13 protein-coding genes and 1 tRNA gene are annotated in these 15,427 nt (G+C 74.0%); 1 reads left to right on the top strand and 13 read right to left on the bottom strand.

Annotation, left to right across the window (positions count from 1 at the left end; genetic code table 11):
- Positions 1-2: 2 nt before the first annotated feature.
- The 13 genes from pth to FHL80_RS01475 form a co-directional block, all read right to left on the bottom strand.
- Positions 3-560 carry an aminoacyl-tRNA hydrolase gene (pth, locus tag FHL80_RS01535; protein WP_246078390.1) on the bottom strand — a complete coding sequence of 186 codons (558 nt, stop codon included), beginning with the start codon at positions 558-560 and terminating at the stop codon, positions 3-5.
- Positions 561-664: 104 nt separating this feature from the next.
- Positions 665-1,333, bottom strand: coding sequence for a 50S ribosomal protein L25/general stress protein Ctc (locus tag FHL80_RS01530; protein ID WP_138731708.1), 669 nt, complete (start codon positions 1,331-1,333; stop codon positions 665-667).
- Between the two features lie 417 nt (positions 1,334-1,750).
- Complete coding sequence (locus tag FHL80_RS01525; RefSeq protein WP_138731707.1) at positions 1,751-2,731, bottom strand: ribose-phosphate diphosphokinase; 981 nt, start codon at positions 2,729-2,731, stop codon at positions 1,751-1,753.
- The gene (gene glmU, locus FHL80_RS01520) at positions 2,728-4,278 is read right to left on the bottom strand and encodes a bifunctional UDP-N-acetylglucosamine diphosphorylase/glucosamine-1-phosphate N-acetyltransferase GlmU (protein WP_138731706.1); all 1,551 of its coding nucleotides are present in this window, start codon (positions 4,276-4,278) and stop codon (positions 2,728-2,730) included. Before glmU ends, FHL80_RS01525 begins: the two co-directional genes overlap by 4 nt.
- An 82-nt stretch (positions 4,279-4,360) precedes the next feature.
- A tRNA-Gln gene (locus FHL80_RS01515) sits at positions 4,361-4,436 on the bottom strand.
- 204 nt (positions 4,437-4,640) lie between these two features.
- Positions 4,641-5,609 (bottom strand): 4-(cytidine 5'-diphospho)-2-C-methyl-D-erythritol kinase, encoded by a 969-nt coding sequence (locus tag FHL80_RS01510; protein ID WP_138731705.1) that lies wholly within the window; start codon positions 5,607-5,609, stop codon positions 4,641-4,643.
- A 99-nt stretch (positions 5,610-5,708) separates the two neighbouring features.
- A complete protein-coding gene (gene rsmA, locus FHL80_RS01505; protein ID WP_246078382.1) occupies positions 5,709-6,671 on the bottom strand; it encodes a 16S rRNA (adenine(1518)-N(6)/adenine(1519)-N(6))-dimethyltransferase RsmA in 963 nt (320 codons plus the stop codon).
- On the bottom strand, positions 6,631-7,734 hold the full coding sequence (locus FHL80_RS01500) for a resuscitation-promoting factor (protein ID WP_138731704.1): 1,104 nt from the start codon (positions 7,732-7,734) through the stop codon (positions 6,631-6,633). Before FHL80_RS01500 ends, rsmA begins: the two co-directional genes overlap by 41 nt.
- 386 nt (positions 7,735-8,120) lie before the next feature.
- A complete protein-coding gene (locus FHL80_RS01495; protein WP_216870336.1) occupies positions 8,121-8,954 on the bottom strand; it encodes a hypothetical protein in 834 nt (277 codons plus the stop codon).
- 26 nt (positions 8,955-8,980) lie between these two features.
- Positions 8,981-9,898, bottom strand: a complete 918-nt coding sequence (locus FHL80_RS01490) for a TatD family hydrolase (RefSeq protein WP_138731702.1) — start codon at positions 9,896-9,898, stop codon at positions 8,981-8,983.
- A gap of 37 nt (positions 9,899-9,935) precedes the next feature.
- A complete protein-coding gene (gene metG, locus FHL80_RS01485) occupies positions 9,936-11,756 on the bottom strand; it encodes a methionine--tRNA ligase (protein WP_138731701.1) in 1,821 nt (606 codons plus the stop codon).
- A 46-nt stretch (positions 11,757-11,802) separates the two neighbouring features.
- Positions 11,803-12,462, bottom strand: a complete 660-nt coding sequence (locus tag FHL80_RS01480; RefSeq protein ID WP_138731700.1) for a hypothetical protein — start codon at positions 12,460-12,462, stop codon at positions 11,803-11,805.
- Between the two features lie 107 nt (positions 12,463-12,569).
- Positions 12,570-14,078 carry an amino acid permease gene (locus FHL80_RS01475; protein ID WP_138731699.1) on the bottom strand — a complete coding sequence of 503 codons (1,509 nt, stop codon included), beginning with the start codon at positions 14,076-14,078 and terminating at the stop codon, positions 12,570-12,572.
- 155 nt (positions 14,079-14,233) lie between these two features.
- Here FHL80_RS01475 and corA point away from each other — a divergent pair, with 155 nt between their 5' ends.
- Positions 14,234-15,331 (top strand): magnesium/cobalt transporter CorA, encoded by a 1,098-nt coding sequence (gene corA, locus FHL80_RS01470; protein ID WP_138731698.1) that lies wholly within the window; start codon positions 14,234-14,236, stop codon positions 15,329-15,331.
- The last annotated feature ends 96 nt before the right edge of the window (positions 15,332-15,427 follow it).

The raw sequence follows: 15,427 nt of genomic DNA, 5'->3' as shown, positions 1-15,427 counted from the left end.
GGTCAGCTCCGGGGGTGGACGACGTTCTGGGCGGTCTCCAGGCCACGCTCGAGCAGCAGCTCGGTGGCGTCGGCGGCCTCGCCGACCAGCAGCTCGAGGGTCTTCCGCTCGGTGGCGGAGAAGTCCTTGAGCACGAAGTCGGCGGGGTCCTGCCGCCCGGGGGGCCGGCCGATGCCCACCCGCACCCGCAGGTAGTCCCGGGTGCCGGTGGACCGCGAGATCGACCGCAGGCCGTTGTGCCCGCCCTCTCCCCCGCCGCGCTTGAGCCGGACGGCCTCGAAGGGGATGTCCAGCTCGTCGTGCACGACGACCAGGTCGCTGGCCGGGAGGTGGTGGTAGTCCAGCAGGCCACGCACCGGGCCGCCGGACTCGTTCATGTAGGTCAGCGGCTGCGCCAGCACGACCCGGCGGCCGGCGAGGCGACCCTCACCCGACAACGCCCGGGCCCGGGGGCCCTTGCCGGTGGACAGCTTCACGCCGGCGCGGGCGGCGAGCTCGGCCAGCACCATCGCGCCGACGTTGTGCCGGTTGCCGGCGTAGCCCGGGCCGGGGTTCCCCAGGCCGATGAGCAGGAACGGCCCCTCGGAGACCGGGTCGGGAGACGCCGCAGGGGCGCCGGCGGTACCGGCGCCCCTGCGGGCCGTGCTCTCGCTCAGCGGGGACCTCAGGCCTCGTCGGCGTTCGCGGCCTCGATCGACTCGCCGCTGCCCTGGTCGGACGGCTCGCCGACGATGTCGCCCTCGGGCGCCTCGGTGCCCTCGTCGCCCAGGTCGGCCTCGAGCTCGGCCGCGGTCGGCGCACCGAGGAAGCCGATGACGAGCGCCTCGGGGTCGGTCAGCAGCGTGGCGCCGGCCGGCAGCGGCAGGTCGGCCGCGGTGATGCCGTTGCCGGCGGTGCGGCCGGTGATGTCGACCTCGATCGACTCGGGCAGGTTGGTGGCGTCGGCCTCGAGCGAGACCGTGTTCAGCTGGTGGTTGCTGATCGTGTCCGGCGCGGGCTCACCGACGATGATGACCGGCACGTCGACGGTGGTCATCTCACCGCGGCGGACGACGAGCAGGTCGACGTGCTCGTGGACGCGGGTCAGCGGGTCCCGCTGCACGGCCTTGGTCAGCGCCAGCTGCTCCTTGCCGTCCACGACGACGGTCAGCAGCACGTTGGTGCCACCGTTGCGCAGCGCGGCGGCGAACTCGCGGGCCGGCAGGGACAGGTGGACGACGTCCTGGCCGTGCCCGTACATGACGGCGGGGACGCGCCCGGCCCGACGGGTCCGGCGGGCGCTGCCCTTGCCGAACTCGGTACGGGGCTCGGCGACGAGGCGGAAGTCAGCCACGGTGATGTGCTCCTCAACAGGGTGGATCGGGTCTGTGCGGCCGGCGCACGAGCGCGGCACACCCTGGAGGGCAGACGCACGTCGATCACGGAGCGCGGACGAACCGCCTCCCTCGCCGGGCAGCACGGACGAGGTTACACGAGAGGGACCAGCGCACTTCCGCGCGCGAGAGCACGCGCGCTTTCGCGCGCGAAAGAGCGAGGGAGCGGACGTCCCGAGCCGAGAACCCCGGACCCGTCGCCCGCGAGGGCGTCTGCGGGATGAGGCGCGGGGCCGGAGGCTCCCGCCGCAGACCGCAGGTGGGTCCGTCCGCGGCAGGGTCACGGGGCCCGGAGGGTCCCTGACCCCGCCGCGGGAAGGGGCTCAGCTCACGCGGGGAACGGCTCCTGGCCGCGGTGCGGCCCGGAGGGTCGCGGTCTAGCTCGCCCCGTCGAACAGGCTGGTCACCGAGCCGTCCTCGAAGACCGCCTTGATGGCCCGGGCCAGCAGCGGGGCGATGGAGAGCACGGTCAGCTTGTCGAACTGCCGGGCCGGCTCGATGGGCAGCGTGTTGGTGACCAGCACCTCGCTCACCCGGCTGTTCTTCAGCCGGTCGATGGCCGGGCCGGAGAGCACGCCGTGGGTGGCGGCGATGACCACGTCGGCCGCGCCGGCGGCGAACAGCGTGTCGGCCGCCTTCACGATCGTGCCGCCGGTGTCGATCATGTCGTCGACCAGGATGCAGACCCGGCCCTCGACGTCACCGACGACGCGGTTGGCGACGACCTCGTTGGGCCGGGTCATGTCCCGCGTCTTGTGGATGAAGGCCAGCGGCGTGCCGCCGAGCTTGTCGCTCCACCGCTCGGAGACCCGGACGCGGCCGGAGTCCGGCGAGACGACGGTCAGGTCGCGGTCGCCCCACTTCTTCTTGACGTCCTCGATCAGCAGGTCCATCGCGAAGAGGTGGTCGACCGGGCCGTCGAAGAAGCCCTGGATCTGCGCGGTGTGCAGGTCGACGGCCATGAGCCGGTCGGCCCCCGCGGTCTTGAACATGTCGGCGACGAGCCGGGCGGAGATCGGCTCCCGGCCGCGGTGCTTCTTGTCCTGCCGGGCGTAGGGGAAGAACGGCGCGACGACCGTGATCCGCTTGGCCGAGGCGCGCTTGAGCGCGTCGACCATGATCAGCTGCTCCATGAGCCAGGTGTTGATCGGCGCGGTGTGGCTCTGCACGACGAAGGCGTCGCAGCCGCGCACCGACTCCTCGAACCGCACGAAGAGCTCACCGTTGGCGAACTCGTAGGAGGCGGTCGGGGTGGGGGTCACCCCCAGGTGCCCGGCGATCTCGGTGGTCAGCTCGGGGTAGGCCCGTCCCGAGAAGAGCATCAGGCTCTTGCTGGTGGTCTGCCGGATCGCGCTCATCGCCGTCCCTGGTGGTCGTCGTCCCCCGCGGTGGCCGTCGGCCGGCCACCCTCGGACTGTGCAGGTCGAGTGTCCGCTGCGTCATCAGCCGGTGCAGCACCGGCCGCCGCGGCGGCCTCTGCCGAGAGCGTCCCCGGACGCCGTCGGCTCACCCAGCCTGCCACATTCCGCTGGTGGGCCCGCGCAACGGCCATCGCCCCGGGCGGCACGTCCTCGGTGATCACCGATCCGGCGGCGGTGTAGGCGCCGTCCCCCACGGTGACCGGAGCCACGAGCATCGTGTCCGAGCCGATTCGGACGTGGTCGCCGATCTCGGTGCGGTGCTTGGCGACACCGTCGTAGTTGACGAACACGGTCGCCGCCCCCACGTTCGACCCCTGACCGATGGTGGCGTCACCGACGTAGGACAGGTGCGGCACCTTGGCGCCCTCGCCGACCTGCACGTTCTTGGTCTCGACGAAGGCCCCGACCTTCGCGCCGCGGGCGAGCTCGGAGCCCGGGCGCAGGTAGCTGAACGGGCCGACGCTGGCGGCGGGGCCGATCACCGCCAGCGTGACGTGCGAGCGGACGACCGAGGCGCCCTCGCCGACCTCGGTGTCCAGCAGCGTGGTGTCCGGCCCGACCACCGCGCCCGCGCCGACGGTCGTGGCGCCCAGCAGCTGGGTCCCCGGCTGCAGCACCGCCTCCGCCGCGACGTCCGCGGTGACGTCGACCCAGGTGGTCATCGGGTCGACCACCACGACGCCGGCGCGCATGAGCCGGTCGAGCACCCGGTCGTTCAGCGTCCGGCGCCGGTCGGCGAGCTCACGCTGGTCGTTGCAGCCGAGCGTGTCCGCGGCGTCGTCCGCCCGGTGGCCGCCCACCGTGGCCCCGTCGGCCACCAGCAGCCCGAGGACGTCGGTCAGGTAGACCTCGCCCTGGTCGTTCGCGGCGCCGACCCGGGTGAGCGCCTCCCGCACGGCGGCGGCGTCCCCGACGTAGACGCCGGCGTTGACCTCGGCGATGGCGCGGGTGGCGTCGTCGGCGTCCCGCTCCTCGACGATGGCCCGCACGCCGCCGCTCCCGTCGCGGACGATCCGGCCCAGCCCGGTCGGGTCGGCCACCTCGGCGGTGAGCACGGTGAGCACGGCCCCGGCGTCGCGGTGCGCCTGGACCAGCGTGGTCAGCGTCTCGGCGCGCAGCAGCGGTGCGTCGCCGTTGACGATGAGCACCGCACCCGGCACCTCGCCGAGCGCATCGAGCGCGACCGCGGCGGCGTGCCCGGACCCGAGCTGCTCCTCCTGGACGACGGCGTCGGCCTCGGGCGCGACGTCGGCCAGGTGCTCGGTCACCGCCGTGCGGCCGGAACCGACGACGACGACGGTGCGGGCGGCGCCCAGCGGGGCGGCCGCGGCCAGCACGTGCCCGAGCATCGAGCGGCCACCGAGCCGGTGCAGCACCTTCGGGGTGGCCGACCGCATCCGGGTGCCCTGGCCGGCGGCGAGGACGACGACGGCGCCGACGTCGCCGCCGGGGCTGGCGGTGGGTGGGGTCTGCTGCAGGCTCACGGTTCTCCTCGCGATGGCGGGTGGTGCGGACGCGGCGGGACACCGGCCACGGCGGGCCGGCGCGGCGCCTCGGCGGGCGGACTGGCTGGGGGACTCGGACTCGAACCGAGACTTCCCGGCTCCAAAGGCCGGCGGGCTGCCGATTACCCCATCCCCCATCGCCGGGCGGCCGCGCGGGGCGGTCGCGCACCGGCGGTGCGACTGCGCGGGACGCCGGTGGACGACCGGTGCCCCGCCCGTGAGCCTAGGGCCGGGCCGGGGTCCGGGCACCCAGCACCGCGGTCGCGGGCCGTGCGGCCGCCCCTCGCGCCCCGTGGGTCACGGTCGCGCCCGGCGGCACCGCCGGCCCGTCCGCCGGGTGCTCAGCCGACCAGCCGGGCCCCGTGCACCGGGCCGTGCACCGCGCGGACGGTGCGGAAGACGCCCGCGCCGGCGAGCTCGGCCGCCAGCCGCACGGCGGTGTCCTCGTCGTCGGCCAGGCCGGCCACGGTGGGTCCGGACCCGCTGACCAGCGCGGCGCGGGCGCCGGCGTCCGTGGTGGTCCGCAGTGCCCGCCGCAGCTCCGGGCGCAGCCGGAGCGCCGGTGCCTGCAGGTCGTTGGCGAGCGCGGCCGCCAGCGCCGGCGCCGGCCCGCTGCGCAGCGCCGCGATCACCGGCTCGGTCGAGGCCAGCTCCGCGCCGTCGGGCAGCGTCCCGGCCGCCCGCAGCTCGTCCAGCTCGGCGTAGACGGCCGGCGTCGACAGGCCGTCCCCGGCGATGCCGAGCACCCAGTCCCACCGCCGGCGGGCCAGCACCGGGGACAACCGCTCGCCCCGGTGCGTGCCCAGCGCCACCCCGCCGAGCAGGCTGAACGGCACGTCGCTGCCCAGCTGGGCGGCGAGCGTGGCGAGGTCGCCGCGGGTGGCCCGGGTGCCCCACAGCGCGTCCAGCGCGACCAGCGCCGCTGCGGCGTCCGCGCTCCCCCCGGCCAGCCCGGCGGCGGCCGGGATGGCCTTGTCGATCTCCAGGTGCGCGTCGGCGGAGATGCCCGCGTGCCGGGCGAGCAGCTCGGCGGCCTGCCAGACGAGGTTCCGCCGGTCCACGGGCACGCTCGACGGGCCACGGCCGTTGCCCGAGCCCTCCCCGCGGACGGTCAGCGAGAGCCCCTCCGCGCGCCGCACGGTGACCGTGTCGAACAGCGAGACGGCCAGGTACACCGTCTGCAGCTCGTGGTAGCCGTCCGGGCGCAGCCGGCCGACCCCCAGGTGCACGTTGACCTTCGCCGGTGCCCGGGCGGCCACGGCGCCGTTGCCGGCCAGCCTGCCCGGCCCACCGGACGTCGCGTTCCTCACCCGGTCAACCCTGCCACTGCCGCAACAGCGCAGAGGCACCGGACGGCCCCTGTGCAGCGGCCCGCCGAGAGCCTGCGGGTGGTGGGGGCACGAGGGCCCTCACTCCGTGGCGGCAAGCCGGGCGAAGTCGGTCACCGAGAGCTGCTCACCGCGGGTGGTGGGGTCGATCCCGGCGGCGCGCAGCCGGACCTCGGCCGCCACGGGGCTGCCCGCCCACCGCGCCAGCGCGGCCCGCAGCCCCTTGCGCCGGGTGGCGAAGGCGGCGTCGACGGCGGCGAAGGTGGCGGCCCGGTCACCCGGGGGCGGCGGCCGCCGGGTGAGGGCGACCAGCCCGGAGTCGACGTTGGGCACCGGCCAGAAGACCGGGCGCGGGACGTTGCCGGCCCTCCGCACGTCGGTGTACCAGGCCGCCTTCACGCTCGGCACGCCGTAGGACGGCGTGCCGGGCCGGGCGGCCAGCCGGTCGGCCACCTCGGCCTGCACCAGCACCAGCGCGCTGCGCAGCGAGGGCAGCAGCTCCAGCAGGTGCAGCAGCACCGGGACGGCGATGTTGTACGGCAGGTTCGCCACCAGCGCCGTGGGCGGCGGTCCGGGCAGCTCGGTGACCCGCAGCGCGTCCGCGGTCACCACGGTGAGCCGGTCGGCGTACCGGGGCAGCCGGGCGGCGACGGTCCGCGGCAGCTGCTCGGCCAGCCGCGGGTCGATCTCCACGGCGGTGACGTGCGCGCAGGCCGGCAGCAGGCCCAGGGTCAGCGACCCCAGCCCGGGGCCGACCTCGCAGACGACGTCGTCCGGCGTGAGGTCGGCGGTGCGCACGATCCGCCGGATCGTGTTGGCGTCGTGCAGGAAGTTCTGCCCGAGGGTCTTGGTCGGTCGCAGCTCGAGCTGCTGGGCCAGGTCGCGGATCGCGGCCGGGCCCAGCAGTCCGTCGCCCTGCTCGGGGTCGGTGCTCAGGACCGGCCCCGCTGCAGGGGCCCGACGTGGTCCTCCGTCGAGCGGTGGGCGGCAGCGGGGTCCGCCATCAGTCGAACAGGTGGCTGCCGCAGCCCCACTGGCCGGCACCACTGCGCGCGTAGAGCATCTGCGCGCGCATCGTCTGCTCGGCGACGGAGGCGGCGGCCGGGTCCCCGCTGCCGCCCACGCCGGCCCAGGTGGCCCGGGAGAACTGGTACAGGCCGCGGTAGGTGCCGCTGGCGCTGACCGCGTCCGGCCGACCACCGGACTCGCAGCGGGCCAGCGCGGCCCAGTTCAGGCCGTCGGCCGAGACGACCGCGGTGCTCGCGGCGGGGGCCGGCGCCTCCTTCGTGCCCACGCTGACCAGCTCGTCGACCGGCGGCGTGGTGACGGCGGCGTCGACCTGCTCGCGGCCGGTCTCGACGCCGTCGGTGCGGGTGATCCGCCAGGTGATGGTCCGCTGGCCCTCGACGCCGTCCCGGGTGACCGTGCGGTCGCCCTCGGGGGCCTCGGGGTCGTCGGTCTCGACGGTCGCGTAGTCCACCGTCCGGACCTCGGTGACGTCCTCGACCTGCACCCGGGTGACCCGCAGGACCATCGAGTCCAGCAGCGGCTGGGCCGGGTAGAGGGAGGTGCGGTCGGTCGGCGAGAGGGCGATGCCCTGCTCGGCGAGCAGCTCGCCGGCGGTCTGCGCGGTGGTGGTGACCATCCGCTGCTGACCGTCGGCGATGAGGGTGACGTCCTTGGCGGTGGCGATCGAGAGGTCCATGCCGTCGAGCGGGAGCCGCTCGCTGCGGCTGGCCGAGAGCACCAGGTTCTCCGCGCGGTAGCCGAGCTCGTCGAGCGCGCCGTCGACCGACAGCGCGGTCGTGTAGACGTCACTGCGCACACCGTCCACGGTCAGCGACAGCGGCCGGGCCCGGTTGAGGACGATGGTGTCGCCGTCGCCGACGGCAGCGTCCTGGTCGGGCAGGACGACGTCGTGAGACGCGAGCTGCAGTCCCTCGTCGGCCAGCACCTCACCCGCCGTGTCGGCGTAGGTGCGGACCTCCCGCGCCTGCCCGTCGACGGTGATGGTCACCGTCTTCTGGGCCAGGAAGTAGGCGGCGGAACCGCCCACGAGGCCCAGCAGGACCAGGACGAAGAGACTGGACTTCAAGGATCGGCGCACAACACATCCACGGGTCACTGGACCCGGGCAGGGGAACGAGGGCAGCAGCCGACGGGACCCCACCCGAGGTGGCGCCCGGCATCGCGCGGCCCGACGTCGGTCCGGGTCCGGGGGTTCCCCGGACCGGCGGACTGGTCGCCCAGGTGTTCCCCACCCCGGCTGGTCGGTCACGACACGATAACGAACGCCTTCGGAAGACAACGGTGCTCGATCAGGAAACCAACATGTCGACCAGTCGCTCCGCAGGCGCGCCGACACGCAACGTGATGTCCACGCCGTACTGGACGCTCAGCGGCCCAGATGACCACGTGGCCAACGCCACTACCCGGCCCCTCTGCAGGGGCCCGCGCCGAGCTCGCGAGGCGTGGGGGCAGAGGGGTCCTCCATCAAGCCAGGGCGTGCGAGGTCTGCCGGACCGGGCGCAACCAGGTCACCAGGAACCCGGCCACCACCAACCCGGCCAGGATCGCGGAGAAGCCGCCCGCGACGAGTGCGACGGGGAGCAGCCCGGCACCGTCGCCGGCCACCCGGTCGTCGAGGTCGATGGCCGCGCGCAGCAGCAGCGCGCCGAGCGGCAGGACCGCCAGCACCGTCGCCGCTGCCACCACCAGGTGGGCGGTCCAGGTGCGCAGGGCCTCGTCGATCGGCACGTCGGCACCCTCCGCGGGCAGCGGGCGCACCAGCACCCGCACCAGCGCGGCCTCGGCCAGCAGCCACCCGGCCAGCGGCACCGACAGGGCGACCGCCGTCGGCGCGGTGCCCAGGTCGTCGGCCAGCCAGACCGCCGCCACGACGTCCCCGACGACGATGCCGCGCATGGTCCACAGCAGCGACGGCGAGATCTGCTCACCGCGGCGCGGCCGGCGGGGCGGGCTGCTCAGCGCCCAGCGCGCCCGGGGGCGGGTCGCCTCGGCCAGCAGGACGCCGGCGAGCACGCCGACGGCCAGGGCCGGCACCCACAGGAAGACCGACGCCTCGGCGAAGAGGACGACCGACACCACGACCAGGACCACGCCGAGGGCGGAGCCCAGCGTGCGGACCCGGCGGCCGTGGGCGGCCTGCCGGGCCAGCTGGGCGGTCGCCGGTGGCGTGGTCGGGACGAACTCGACGGCGGCCGACGCGACCGCCCGGCGACCGGCGGCGAGCGACCAGGCCCGCGCGAGCAGCCCGGCCGGGGCGAGCAGTGCGATGAAGAGGACGACGGCGATGAGGCGGCCCACGCCCCCAGTGTGCCCCGGATGTCGGGCTAGGCGGTACCGCCCGAGCTCGTCGCGGCAACTGGCGCGGGGTCCTCCAGCCGCCACGTCCCGAACACCCGTTCGGCGTTGGCGGTGAGGGAGGCGCAGAGCTGCTCGAGATCGGTGCCGGTGACCTCGGCGAGGGCGCGCACGGTGTGCGGCACCAGCCGGGCGGAGTTCGGGCGACCGCGCAGCGGGGCGGGGGTGAGGAAGGGCGCGTCGGTCTCCACGAGGAGCTGGTCCAGCGGGGTGATCGCCGCCGCCTCCCGCAGCTGGCCGGCGTTGCCGAAGGTCAGCGTCCCGGCGAAGGACAGCACGTGGCCCCGCTCGATGCAGGCGCGGGCGAAGCCGGCGTCACCGGAGAAGCAGTGCAGCACCGTGCGCTCCGGGGCGCCCTCCTCGTCGAGCACCCGCAGCACGTCGTCGTGGGCGTCCCGGTCGTGGACGACCAGGGCGACCCCGTGCCGCTTGGCGATGTCGATGTGCGCCCGGAAGGACGCCTCCTGCGGTGCCCAGCCGTCCTCGCCGGTCCGGTAGCGGTCCAGCCCGGTCTCCCCCACCGCCCGCACCCGGGGCTGGGCCGCCAGCCGGTCGATCTCGGCCAGCGCGGCCTCGGTCGCCGCTCCCGCGCCGGCCTCGTTGGGGTGCACCGCCACGGCCGCCAGCACGTTCCGGTGCCGGGCGGCGAGCTCCGCCGACCAGCGCGAGGAGGCGACGTCCACCCCCACCTGGACCAGCCGCGGCACGTTCACCGCGACCGCGGCGGCGATCGCCTCGTCGACCTCGGCCTCGGCGGGTGTGCGGTCCTCGCCGCCCACGGCGATGTCGAAGTGGGTGTGGCTGTCCACGGCGGGCGACGGCAGCGGCTCCGGGGACGGCGGCGGCTCCCCGCGCTTGTTCGCCCGCGACGACGCCGAGCGGCTCACCGGGCGGCCATGTTGGCCACCATGGCCCGGACGGGGGTCACGCCTCGCCGTCCGTGCTGCTCGTCCCGCCGGCCTCGAGCCGGGCCAGCTCCTCCTCCACGATCGAGGGGTCGAGCTTGGTGAAGACCGGCGTCGGCGCGGCCAGCGGCGTCCCGGGCGGGGGCAGCGGCGTGGACGCCCAGGTCGCCTGCCCCTCGCCGTAGGGGCCGGTGATGATCGGGTACGGCGAGCCGTCGTCCAGGTCGTGGGTCTCGACGACCTGCGGCGCGACCGACCACACCCCGGTGCCCCCGAGCAGCTCGTGCACCTGCTGCGAGGAGTGCGGGAGGAACGGGGTGAGCAGCGTGTTGCAGTCCTTGATCGCCTGCAGCGCGGTGTGCAGGACGGTGTCCCGGCGGGCCGGGTCCTCCTTGAGCTTCCACGGCGCCTGGTCGGACAGGTACTTGTTCGCCTCGCCCACGACCCGCATCGCCTCGGTCGCCGCCGCCTTCTGCCGGTTGCGGGCCAGCAGGTCACCGACCGGCCCGAAGGCCCCCGACGTGGTGGCCAGCAGCGCGCGGTCGGCGTCTGTCAGCTCCCCCGGCGTCGGGACGGCGCCGACGTTCTTGGCCGCCATCGACACCGAGCGGTTGACCAGGTTGCCCCAGCCGGCGACCAGCTCGTCGTTGTTGCGGCGCAGGAACTCCGCCCAGGTGAAGTCGGTGTCCTGGTTCTCCGGGCCGGCGACGGCGATGAAGTAGCGCAGCGCGTCCGCGTCGTAGCGGGACAGGAAGTCCCGGACGTAGATGACGACGTTCCGCGAGGAGGAGAACTTGCGCCCCTCCATGGTCAGGAACTCGCTCGACACGACCTCGGTCGGCAGGTTGAGGGCGCCCAGCGACCCCGGCGTCCCGCCCTTGTCCCCCGCGCCGTTGTAGCCGAGCAGCTGGGCCGGCCAGATCTCGGAGTGGAAGACGATGTTGTCCTTGCCCATGAAGTAGTAGGCGTCGGCGTCCGGCGTCTGCCACCACTGCCGCCAGGCCTCCGGGTCACCGGAGCGGCGGGCCCACTCGATCGACGCCGACAGGTAGCCCACGACGGCGTCGAACCAGACGTAGATGCGCTTGTCCGGCCGGTCGACCCAGCCCTCCAGCGGCACCCGCACGCCCCAGTCGATGTCCCGGGTGTAGCTGCGCGGCTTGAGGTCCTCGAGCAGGTTGACGCTGAAGTTCAGGACGTTGGGCCGCCAGCTCTTGCGGGTGGCCAGCCAGTCGCCCAGCGCCCGGGCGAACGCCGGCAGGTCGAGGAAGTAGTGCTCGCTCTCGACGAACCTCGGCGTCTCGCCGTTGATCCGGCTGACCGGGTTGATCAGGTCCACCGGGTCCAGCTGGTTGCCGCAGTTGTCGCACTGGTCGCCGCGGGCGCCGTCGTAGCCGCAGATCGGGCAGGTGCCCTCGATGTAGCGGTCGGGCAGCGTGCGCCCGGTCGACGGGCTGATCGCGCCCAGCGTCGTCTGCGGGAACACGTAGCCGTTCTTGAGCAGCCCGAGGAAGATCTCCTGGCTGATCGCGGCGTGGTTGGCCGTCGTCGTCCGGGTGAACAGGTCGTAGCTGAGCCCGAGGCTGGCCAGGTCGTCGACGATCACCCGGTTGTTCCGGTCGGCGATCTCCCGCGGGGTGATGCCCTCGGCGTCGGCGGCGACGGTGATCGGCGTCCCGTGCTCGTCGGTGCCGCTCACCATCAGCACCTGGTCGCCGGCCATGCGGTGGTACCGGCTGAAGACGTCGGAGGGCACGCCGAAGCCCGAGACGTGCCCGATGTGCCGCGGGCCGTTGGCGTAGGGCCAGGCGACGGCGGTGAGGATGTGCCGATCTGTCACGACCTGAGGGTAGTGAGGTGACGTCCGGGCCGTTCGGACGCCTGGGTCAGGGGGCGTCGACGACCGCAGCGGTGCTCGGGCCGGTCGGGGGGTCGGCCGGCCCGCCGAGCAGGGCGACGCCGGTCAGGGCGAGCCCGATGCAGGCCAGGGTGACCCCGCGGAGCACCCGGCGCTCCCCGTCCCGAGCCGGGCGGACGGTCTTGGGGCGGCCACCCGCCTCGACCCAGGACGCGGCCGACGGGGCGGTGGCCAGCAGCAGCTTCGCGGTCGGCACCCCGAGGGTCAGCAGCGCCAGGGCCGGCACCGGCAGCGCACGCAGCGGGCCGAGCGCGACCAGCCAGACCCCGTCCCCGCCGAGCACGCCGGCGACGGCGAGGACGAGCAGCAGCACGATCTCACCGCACGCGACCGCGACGACCAGCTGACGGCCGGCGCCGTCGACCAGGTTGGCCCCGCCGCCGGCGCACAGCACGACCCAGCCGGCGAGCAGCACGAGGACGACCGCGACCAGCCGGCCGTCCGGCCGTACACCGGTGCCGAAGACGCCGTCCAGGCTGGTCAGGCCCAGCGCGAGCAGGCCGAGCGACTGGAGCACCGCCAGCGCCGCGGCCGCGGCGACCGGGGCGGGCAGCCGACCGGCCCGGCGCGGCGACCGGGCCGCCACGACGGGCGGATCGGTGCGGGCGTCGACGAGGGCGCTCGGCACGGGGACCTCCTGACCGGGGACGGGTGTCCCTGATCAGGTCGGGCGCTGCGGTCTCCCCCCGGAGGGGAGGACGGAAGGGTCTCACCCCGGGGGGTGAGGCCCGGCGGTCAGCGCTCCCCGCCGGCCTGCTGTCCCGCTGCCTTGCGCTCGGCCGCGCCCTTGACGGAGAACCGGGAGTTCCGCCGTCCGTAGACGAAGTAGAGGGCGACCCCGAGCAGCATCCAGATCACGAACCGCAGCCAGGTCTCCCCGGGCAGGTTCAGCATCAGGTAGATGCTCGCCGCGACCGAGAGCCACGGGAGGAGCGGGACCAGTGGCACGCGGAAGGACCGGTGCAGGTCCGGACGGGTCTTGCGCAGCCGGATGACGGCGTAGGACACCAGCACGAACGCGAAGAGCGTGCCGATGTTCACCAGCTCGGCAAGGGTGCTCAGCGGGATCAGCCCGGCCAGCACCGCCACGACGATGCCGGTGATGACCGTGATCTTGTACGGCGTGCCGTACCGCGGGTGGACGGCGCCCAGCGTGGGCGGGAGCAGGTGGTCCCGGCTCATCGCGAACAGCACCCGGGACTGGCCGAGCATCAGGATCATGACCACCGAGGTCAGCCCGGCCAGGGCCCCCACCGAGATGAGCCCGGAGAAGAACGGCAACCCGACGCTCCGGAACGCGTCGGCCAGCGGCGCCGACGTGGACAGCTCGGTGTACTTCTGCATGCCCACCACGACCAGGGACACGGCGACGTAGAGGACCGTGCAGATGACGAGCGAGCCGATGATGCCGCGCGGCAGGTCCCGCTTGGGGTCCTTGGTCTCCTCGGCCGCCGTCGCGACGATGTCGAAACCGATGAAGGCGAAGAAGACGATCGCCGCGCCGGCCAGGATGCCGCCCACGCCGAACGTGCTGGGCGCGAAGCCGAACAGGGTCTGGATCAGCGGCGCGGTGAGGCCGCTGCCGGTCTCGCTGGGCTCGGCCGGCGGGATGAAGGGCGTGTAGTTCGCGGCCTTCACGTAGAAGATCCCGACCCCGATCACCATCAGGACGATGGCGACCTTGATCGCCACGATCACCGAGGTGACCCGGGAGGACAGCTTGATGCCCAGGATCAGCACGCCCGTCATCACCGCGACGATGAACATCGCGGGGATGTTGAACCTCGCCTCCTCCCCCGCGATCGACGTGGGCAGCGGGATGCCCAGGTCGCCGAGCAGCTGGTTGAGGTAGCCGGACCAGCCGACCGCCACCGTCGCGGCACCCAGCGCCAGCTCGAGGACGAGGTCCCAGCCGATGATCCAGGCGACCAGCTCGCCGAGGGTGGCGTAGGAGAACGTGTACGCCGACCCCGCCACGGGGACGGTGGAGGCGAACTCCGCGTAGCAGATCGCGGCCAGCCCGCAGACGATGCCGGCGATCACGAAGCTGATGGCCACGGCCGGTCCGGAGTCGGTCTTGGCGACCTCACCGGTGAGCACGAAGATGCCCGTGCCGATGATCACGCCGACCCCGAAGACGGTCAGGTCCAGGGCGGAGAGGTTCTTCTTGAGCTGGTGATCGGGTTCCTCGGTGTCGCGGATCGACTCCTCGACGCTCTTGACCCGTGCCCGGTTGGTGGCCACTGGAACCCCCCTCGAGCGGGCGGTGCCTCAGCCACCGTCCGACTGGTGATCATCCGTGCGGGGAGCGTCCCACAGGGCGGCCCATCCCGCAGACCTACGCTCTGAACACCATCCGGCCGGTCCCGACCGGTCGCACGAGAGACCAGGAGAACCCGGTGACCAGCACCGACAGCACTTCCGGCGCCCGGTCACGGCTGCCCCAGGTGCGCCGCCCGCGCCCGGCCGGTGCGCCCACCGTGCCCGCCACCGAACAGCGGGCCACCGACTTCGTGGTCGACTGCGCGGTGTACGTCGACGGCCGGCGGCAGACCCCGGTGGCCTACGACGAGGCGCTGCGGGCGGCGGTGGAGAACGACGGCTTCGTGTGGCTGGGGCTGCACGAGCCGACCGAGGCCGACCTCGCGGGGGTGGCCGCCGTCTACGGGCTGCACCCGCTCGCGGTGGAGGACGCCGTCGAGGCCCACCAGCGGCCGAAGCTGGACAGCTACGACGACAGCCTGTTCATGGTGCTGAAGACCGCGCGGTACGTGGAACACGACACGCTCACGGCCACCAGCGAGGTGGTGAACACCGGCGAGGTCATGGTCTTCCTCGGCAGCCACTACGTGATCACCGTGCGGCACGGTGACCACGGCGGCCTCAAGGACCTGCGGAACAGCCTGGAGGGCCAGACCGACCTCCTGCAGCTGGGTCCCTCGTCGGTGCTCTACGCGGTCAGCGACCTGGTGGCCGACCACTTCGTCGAGGTGGCCGAGGCCGTCGAGGACGACGTCGAGGAGCTCGAGGCGTCGGTGTTCAGCCCCTCTCGCGCCGACGACACCCCGCGGATCTACCAGCTCAAGCGGGAGCTGGTCCAGCTGCGCCGGGCGGTGCAGCCGCTGGAGGTCCCGCTGTCGATCCTGGCGGAGCGGCCACACGACCTGGTGCCCGACGCGATGCGGTCCTACTTCCGCGACGTCCAGGACCACGCCCTGCGGGTCCGGGACCAGGTGGCCGGCCTCGACGAGCTGCTGTCGAACATCCTCCAGGCCGCGCTGGCCCGGATCTCGGTGGCGCAGAACGACGACATGCGCACGATCTCCTCCTACGCCGGCCTGATCGCCGCGCCCACGCTGATCGCGGGGGTTTACGGGATGAACTTCGATCACATGCCCGAACTGCACTGGGACTTCGGGTACCCCTTCGCACTGCTGCTGATGGCCACCCTCTGCTTCCTGCTCTACCGCGGCTTCAAGCGCAACCACTGGCTGTAGCCGCGGCCTGACATCGAGAGTGCGCTGACCGTCGCCCATCGGCCCGGGCAGCGACGATCAGCGCACACTCGACGTGCTGTGGACGACGCCAGCGCG

This window comes from Modestobacter excelsi (genome assembly GCF_005930495.1).
Taxonomy (GTDB): domain Bacteria; phylum Actinomycetota; class Actinomycetes; order Mycobacteriales; family Geodermatophilaceae; genus Modestobacter; species Modestobacter excelsi.
This window is presented reverse-complemented; position numbering and strand designations above follow the sequence as displayed.